General features: G+C 66.9%; 8 protein-coding genes and 1 tRNA gene. 8 read left to right on the forward strand and 1 reads right to left on the reverse strand.

Annotation, left to right across the window (positions count from 1 at the left end):
• Window positions 1-38 precede the first annotated feature (38 nt).
• Window positions 39-115 (reverse strand) — tRNA-Pro (locus tag M0P34_RS12175).
• 316 nt (window positions 116-431) lie between these two features.
• Here M0P34_RS12175 and M0P34_RS12180 point away from each other — a divergent pair.
• The 8 genes from M0P34_RS12180 to M0P34_RS12215 all read left to right on the forward strand — a co-directional run.
• Window positions 432-1,493 carry a chemotaxis response regulator protein-glutamate methylesterase gene (locus M0P34_RS12180; RefSeq protein ID WP_291499499.1) on the forward strand — a complete coding sequence of 354 codons (1,062 nt, stop codon included), beginning with the start codon at window positions 432-434 and terminating at the stop codon, window positions 1,491-1,493.
• Window positions 1,494-1,548: 55 nt separating this feature from the next.
• Window positions 1,549-3,477 (forward strand): HEAT repeat domain-containing protein, encoded by a 1,929-nt coding sequence (locus M0P34_RS12185; protein ID WP_291499501.1) that lies wholly within the window; start codon window positions 1,549-1,551, stop codon window positions 3,475-3,477.
• Window positions 3,478-4,356 carry a protein-glutamate O-methyltransferase CheR gene (locus M0P34_RS12190; protein ID WP_291499503.1) on the forward strand — a complete coding sequence of 293 codons (879 nt, stop codon included), beginning with the start codon at window positions 3,478-3,480 and terminating at the stop codon, window positions 4,354-4,356.
• Window positions 4,357-4,359: 3 nt separating this feature from the next.
• The gene (locus M0P34_RS12195; RefSeq protein ID WP_291499504.1) at window positions 4,360-4,779 is read left to right on the forward strand and encodes a PilZ domain-containing protein; all 420 of its coding nucleotides are present in this window, start codon (window positions 4,360-4,362) and stop codon (window positions 4,777-4,779) included.
• Between the two features lie 36 nt (window positions 4,780-4,815).
• The gene (locus tag M0P34_RS12200; protein WP_291499506.1) at window positions 4,816-5,592 is read left to right on the forward strand and encodes a ParA family protein; all 777 of its coding nucleotides are present in this window, start codon (window positions 4,816-4,818) and stop codon (window positions 5,590-5,592) included.
• A complete protein-coding gene (locus tag M0P34_RS12205) occupies window positions 5,579-6,298 on the forward strand; it encodes a chemotaxis protein CheW (RefSeq protein WP_291499508.1) in 720 nt (239 codons plus the stop codon). Before M0P34_RS12200 ends, M0P34_RS12205 begins: the two co-directional genes overlap by 14 nt.
• Before the next feature lie 8 nt (window positions 6,299-6,306).
• Window positions 6,307-6,678 (forward strand): response regulator, encoded by a 372-nt coding sequence (locus M0P34_RS12210; RefSeq protein ID WP_291499515.1) that lies wholly within the window; start codon window positions 6,307-6,309, stop codon window positions 6,676-6,678.
• A gap of 77 nt (window positions 6,679-6,755) precedes the next feature.
• Window positions 6,756-7,299 (forward strand): Hpt domain-containing protein (locus M0P34_RS12215; protein WP_291499518.1); only part of this gene is annotated, 544 nt, incomplete at its 3' end.

A 7,299-nucleotide genomic window follows, 5' to 3' on the forward strand; every position in this document is an offset into this window, starting at 1 on the left:
AAAAGGGCTCACGCTTGCGCGTAAGCCCTTAGTTTTCATGGTCGGGATGGCGTGATTTGAACACGCGGTCTCTGCGTCCCGAACGCAGCGCTCTACCAGACTGAGCCACATCCCGTAGCGAGGAGATGCTTCTATCCGAAGGCTTGGGCTTTGGCAACCCTTGGGACGGGAAAAATCGCGGACGGGGGCGCGGGTGGTTCGAGGGGCGCGGGGCGCGGGCTGCGGGGCGCCCGGGGGCGGCGGGGCGCCGGCCGTGTGGCGGGCAGGAAATTTATCCGTTGTCCTTCGGGGGCTTTTTCATTAGAAGATTAGGGTGCGGGCGCTCTGTATCTTCGGAGTGGAGTGTGCTAGCCTAGAGAAAATCTAAAGACCCCGAGCCGCGCGGGGGGACTGTGATGGGCGCGGCCCTGCGGACCGGAAAGGAGTAGCGAGTGGTAACGGTTGTCGTTGTTGACGATTCGGCCTTCATGCGCAAGGCCATCGCGACGATGCTCGAAAAGGACCCCGGGATCAAGGTCGTGGCCACGGCCCGCAACGGCGAGGAGGGCCTGGAGCTGATCCGCAGGCACCAGCCGGATGTGGTGACCCTGGACATCGAGATGCCAAAGATGGACGGGCTCACCGCCCTGCGGCATATCATGATGGAAATGCCGCGTCCGGTGCTGATGATCAGCTCCCTGACCACCGAGGGCGCCGAGGCCACCCTCAAGGCCATGGAGCTTGGCGCGGTGGACTTCATCCCCAAGCAGCTGTCCCGGGTGTCCCTCGACATCATCAAGATCGAGGAGGACCTGCGGAACAAGATCCGCAGCGTGGCCGGGCGCAAGCTGCGGCCCATGACCCCCCGCGTGGCCCAGGCCCCGGCCCACGGCGCCGCCCCGGCCACGCGCTCGACCGCCATCCGCCCCAAGAGCGGCCAGCGGCGCGACGTGGTGGCCATCGGCGTGTCCACCGGCGGGCCGCCTGCGGTGCAGAAGGTGCTCTCGGCCCTGCCGGCGGACTTTCCGGCCGGCATCCTCATCGCCCAGCACATGCCCGCCGCCTTCACCGGGCCCTTCGCCAAGCGCCTTGACGGCGTGAGCAAGCTGACGGTGAAGGAGGCCGAGAACGGCGAGCCCTTCCGGCCGGGAACGGTCTATATTTCCCCCGGCGGCAAGCATCTGCGCATCGCCCAGAAGATCAGCCGTATCGAGCTTGTGGTGTCCGAGGAGCCGCGCGAGGCGCTCTACAAGCCCTCGGCCAACGAACTGATGGCCTCCGTGGGCGAGGGCGTGGGGCGCCGGGCCCTGGGCGCGGTCCTGACCGGCATGGGCAGCGACGGCATGGAAGGGGTCAAGGTGCTCAAGGCCCGCGGCGGCCGGGCGCTGGCCCAAAGCGACGCCACCTGTGTGGTCTACGGCATGCCCAAGGCCATCGTGGACGCCGGGCTGGCCGACGAGATCGTGGATATCGACGACATGGCGGGAGCCCTGGTGGAAGGGCTGTACATCTGAGTTCCGCGCGGCCGAGGTTCGCCGCGCGGGGCGCATTCCGAAGGGTGGAGAGGGTATGCAGGACTGCAAGAAAATCGTCGCGGCGTTGCAGGGCGGAGGCGACTCGTCGGACATCCGCGAGGCCGCGTGGCAGGCCGGGGAGAATGGCTGCCAGGAAGCCGTCCCGGCCCTGGCCGGGCTGCTGGCCAGCGGCAACCTGGGCATCCAGGAGGCGGCGGACCAGGCCCTGCGGCGCATCGGCGGCAAGGCAACGGTGGAGGCCGTCATCCCGCTGCTGCGTTCCGACGAGGCCCCGGTGCGCAACCTGGCCATGGACATCCTGCGCGAAACCGGCGCCCAGGATCTGCCCTCCCTGGTGGGCCTGCTGCACGACGAGGACGACGACATCCGCATTTTCGCATCGGACATCCTGGGCTCCACCGGCAGCGTGGCCGCCGTCGCCCCCCTGGGCGAGGCCCTGCTGCGCGACCCGGAGGTCAACGTGCGCTACCAGGCCGCCGTCAGCCTGGGCGAGCTCGGCCTCAAGGACGCCGCCCGCTACCTGAACAAGGCCCTGGGCGACGAGGAATGGGTGCAGTTCTCGGTCATCGAGGCCCTGGCCAAAATCCGCGACGACAGCTCCATCGGCGCCCTGGCCAAGGCCCTGCACAAGAGTTCCGACCTTGTGGCCTCCATGATCGTCGAGGCCCTGGGGGAGATGGGCAACGTCAAGGCCGTGACCATGCTGATGAAGCACCTGGACGCGGCCTCCACGGCGCTGCGCAACAAGATCTGCAAGGCCATCGTGCAGATCCTGGGCGGCAAGTCGCTGAAGCTGCTGAGCGAGGCCGAGCGGGAACGCTTCGGCCATTATCTTCTGGTCGCCCTGACCGACGAGGACGAGGCCGTGCAGGACGCGGCCATGACCGGCCTGGGGTTCGTGGGCGGCGAGAAGGCCTCGGCGGAGGTGCTGGCCCTGGCCTCGGGGCTGGACCCCGACCGCGACCACGACCGGCTGGTGCTGGCCGTGGATGCCCTGGCGGGCATGGGCCCCACCCGGGCCCTGGAACTGGCCCTGGAGGGCGACGACGCGCGCCCGGCGCAGGTGGTGGTGGACGTGGCCCGGCGGCTGTGCTCCGCGCCGCTGTGCGAGGCCATGAAGAGCGTGTTCTGGGGCCGGGACCGCGACCTCCAGCGCGAGATCGCCCAGGCCCTGTGCGTCTGCGCCCGGCCGGAGGACAAGCCGTTCTTCCTGGAGGTTCTCGGGCGCCACGAGGACGGCACCGTGCTCAAGACGGCCCTGGAATACATCGGCGCCCTGGGCGGCGAGGGGGTGGGGGAGCTGCTGTTCGGCTTCCTGGAGCACCCCTACGACGACGTGAAGGAGGCCGCCCTGGAGGCTTGTGTCCAGGTCGGCGGCCAGGGCCTGGACGACCGCTTCCGGGCCATGTTCGCCGAGCAGGACCCCGTGCGGCGGCTCATGGCCGTCTACGCCATGGGCAAGCTCGGCGTGGCCGGGCATGTGGACGAAATCCGCGCCGCCCTGGACGACGAGGTTCCCGACATCCGCAAGGTGGCCCTGGAGTCCTTCGGCGATTCCTGCGTCGACCTGGGCCAGTGGCTGCCCGCCATCCGCGAGCGCCTGCACGACGAGCACCGCGAGGTGCGCCTGACGGTGGTTGAGCTGCTTGGGCACTGCGAGGGCGAGGAGCTTCTGCCCTGCCTGGAGGAGGCCCTGGACGACGAGGACGACTGGGTGCGCGTGCGCGCCGTGGAAGCCCTGGGGCGGCGCGGCGCCGAGGCGGCCGTGCCCAGGCTGGTGGAAATCGCCACCGGAACCAACACCCTGCTGGCCCTCAAGGCCGTGGAGGCCCTGGGCGCCATTGGCGGCAAGACGGCCTTCCGCGCGCTGCTCGAGGTGCTGGACGCCGAGGACCCGGAACTCCAGGCCGCTGCGGAGGACGCCGTGGCGCGCATCCAGGAATCCGGAGAAGAGGAACTCTAGATGGCCTCGCTGTTCACCAAAACGATCTCCTTGAAAAAGGAGTTCACCATAGAGCCGGAGGAGTTCGCGCAACTGCGGGACTTCATCTACGCCCAAAGCGGCATCTACATCGCCGACAACAGGAAATACCTGCTGGAAAACCGGTTGCGCAACCGGCTGAAGCAGCTCAACCTCAAGTCGTTCGGCGAGTACTACTACTATTTGCAGTACGACGCCGGGCGCAAGCAGGAGCTGAACAGGCTCTTCGAGGTGGTCACCACCAACGAGACGAGCTTCTTCCGCAACCCGCCGCAGCTCAAGGTCTTCCAGGACCATGTGCTGCGCGAGGTGGTCGAGGCCCAGCGCAAGGCCGGGGACCGGCGCATCCGCATCTGGTCCGCCGGGTGCTCCACGGGCGAGGAGCCCTACACCATGGCCATCCAGCTGTGCGAGGTGCTCGGGGCCGAGCTGCCGGGCTGGAACGTGCGGATCACGGCCAACGACCTGTCCGAGGGCGTCCTGGCCTCGGCCCGGCGCGGGGTCTACACCGAATACGCCCTGCGCACCACGCCGCCGGAGATGATCCGCAAGTATTTCGTCCAGACGGACGGCAACTACGCCGTGCGCGAGGACCTGAAGAAGCTGATCTCCTTCGGGCAGATCAACCTGTCCGACCGGATGCAGCTCAAGCGCGTGGAGCGCTCGCACATCGTTTTCTGCCGCAACGTGATAATCTATTTCGACGACGAGATGAAGAAGCGGGTCATCAGTTCGTTCTATGACAACCTGCTTCCGGGAGGATATCTGCTCATCGGGCACTCCGAATCGCTGCACAACATTTCCCGTGCGTTCAAGCCGACGCACTATCCTGGAGCGATCATCTACCGCAAGGAGGAGTAGCCCATGAGCCTGAAAGGAGGAACGTGCGCCATGTCCGAAGAGGACCGCAGACGCGAGTTCAGGCTGCCCAAGAGCTTCCGGGTCGAGATCAAGGAGTTCCGCTTTCCCCTTGCCCGCCAGCCCCGGTTCGAGGTGCTGTGCGCGGATATCAGCGCCGGGGGCATGAAGCTGGAGTGCGGGCAGAAGTTCGAGCCGGAAACCAAGCTCCAGGTGAAGATATTCATCCCGAGCTTCAACAAGTATCATCCGGGGTTCTTCAAGGTTTTCGAGAGCGACGCGGGGCAATTCCTGCAGGCCATCGCCGAGGTGGTGCGCCTGCGCGACGTGATCCCCTTCACGCGTTACGAAATGGGCCTGCGCTTCCTGGACGTGGACCACGACGACTGGCAGGCGCTTCGCAACTTCATCTCCAAGAGCGCGTAGGGCGCCTTCGCGCGGCAGGAGCGGGCCTTGGCAACAGTGCAAGTCATAGCAGTGGCCAACCAGAAGGGCGGGGTCGGCAAGACGACCACGTCCCTGAGCCTTGGCGCCGCCCTGGCCCTGGCCGGGCACAGGACACTGGTCATGGACCTGGACCCGCACGCCTGCGCGTCCATCCATCTGGCCTATTATCCCGAAAACCTGGAATACACGGTCCTGGACATCTTCCAGGCCGAGAAGGCCGAGTACGCCGGGCTGTGGGACAAGATCATCCATCCCGCGGAGCGCGAGAGCTTCTTCGATTTCGCCGCCGCGCACATCCGGCTCTCGGAGCTGGAGATGGACCTCAAGTCCCGCGTGGGGCGCGGCGCCATCCTCACCGAGGCCCTGGCGCCCCTGCGCGGCAGGTACGACTACATCGTCATCGACTGTCCGCCGCATGTGGGCGTGCTGTTGGTCAACGCCCTGGTGGCGGCCGACCTGGTCATCATCCCCATCCAGACGGATTTCCTCGCGCTGCACGGGCTGCGGCTGATCTTCGACACCATCCGCACCCTGAACCGCGTGCTGCCGCGGCCCATCAACTTCCGGGCCCTGGCGACCATGTTCGACCGCCGGGCGGGCGCCTGCCGCCGGGTGCTCAACCTGCTGCGCAAGAAGCTCGGCCCGCGCCTGTGCGACACCGTCATCAACCTGGACACCAACTTCCGCGAGGCCAGCGCCAAGGGCAAGGTCATCTACGAGATCGACCCGTCCTCCCGGGGCGCCGTGGAATATTCGCTGCTGGCCAAAGAGATTGCCAATGAAAACGCCTGAGGAATATTTCCTGGAAAAGGACTTCCTGCCTTCGGGGGCCGAAGGGGACACCCTGTCCGCCGCCGAGCGGGAATTCCTGCGCAAATACATGGGCCTTGGCGACGACGCCGGGGGCGGGGAGGGCGGATCGGTGCCCATTCCCGGCCCGGCGCGCGTGGAATCGGCGCCGGGGTTCGGCCCCCGGCCCGGCTCCGGAGCCGGGCCGGACCACGCGGGCAAGGATCTGGACCAGACCCTGGCCGAGCCGGACCTCATCGCCCAGCTCAAGGAGGAGCACGACCTGCAATTGGTGGGCTTCCTGGTGGGCGACCAGGAGTTCACCGTGCCCATCAACGTGGTCCAGGAGGTCATCCGCCATGTGCCGCCCACGCGGCTGCCCGCCGCTCCGTCGTTCATCGCGGGCATCGTCAACCTGCGCGGGCGGGTCACCCCGCTTGTGCGCATGACCTCCCTGATCGGCGGCCTGGGCGCGTCGGAGCGGCCGGGCTTCATCGTCGTGTGCCGCCGCAAGGGCCTGCAACTGGGGCTGATGATCGATACGGTCAAGACCATGTACCGGGTTGCGCAGGAAAAGATCGACTGGAGCGTCGAGGTCCATCTGGGGGCCAACGTCGAGTATGTGGCCGGACTGCTCAAGGCTGACGACGGCAGGCTCATCGGCGTACTGTCCGTCGACCGCATTGTCGAGAAGGTGCTCAAGGGCTAGGAGGAGCCATGTCTAAACATATCCTGATAGTGGACGATTCGAAGACTGTACGCAATCTTGTGGCGTTCATCATGAAGAAGGAAGGCTTCCGGGTGACCACGGCGGAGGATGGGCTGGACGGGCTGGAAAAGCTCTACTCCCTGGAGACGGCGGTGGACCTGATCATCTCCGACGTGAACATGCCGCGCATGGACGGCTTCACGTTCATCAAGACCGTGCGCGAGCAGGAAGCCTACCGCGACGTGCCGATCATCGTGCTGTCCACCGAGGGTCAGGACAAGGACATCCAGAAGGGCCTCGGCCTGGGGGCGAACCTCTACATGGTCAAGCCCGCCCAGCCGGACAAGATGGTCAAGAACGTCAAGATGCTGCTTGGCTGAACCCGTGGCCCCGGGGCGCCGGGTCACGGAACGGGCGGGCTCCGCGGGCCGCCGCAAGACGATACTGAGGTGCATCAATGAGCCAGGATTTCATGGATCCTGAAATTTTCGCCGACTTCATCATTGAAGCCAAGGAACACCTGGAGACCATCGAGCCGAACCTGCTCGAACTGGAGCAGTCTCCCGAGAACCTGGCCCTGCTCAACGAAATCTTTCGTCCGATGCACTCCCTCAAGGGCGCCTCGGGGTTTCTCGGCCTGAACAAGATCAACAAGCTCGCCCACCGCGCCGAGAACATCATGGACGAGCTGCGCAAGGGGCGCATGGCCGTGACCTCGGAGATCATGGACGTGATCCTGTCGTCCACCGACATGCTGCGGGCCATGATCGAAAACCTGGAGACCGAGGGCGGCGAGGGTGAGGTGGACACCGAAAGCCTCATCGCCTCGCTGGATGCCCTGCTGGCGGGAGGCAGCCCGGCGCCCAAGCCCGCCGCCCCGGCGCCCAAGCCCGCCGCCGCGCCCAAGCCCGCCGCCGCGCCCAAGCCCGCCGCCCCGGCGCCCAAGCCCGCCCCCGCGCCCGCCGCGCCTGCCCCGGCGCCCAAGCCCGCGCCGCCGGCCG

This window comes from Desulfocurvus sp. (assembly GCF_023230885.1).
In the GTDB taxonomy this organism is placed as follows: Bacteria; Desulfobacterota; Desulfovibrionia; order Desulfovibrionales; family Desulfovibrionaceae; genus Desulfocurvus.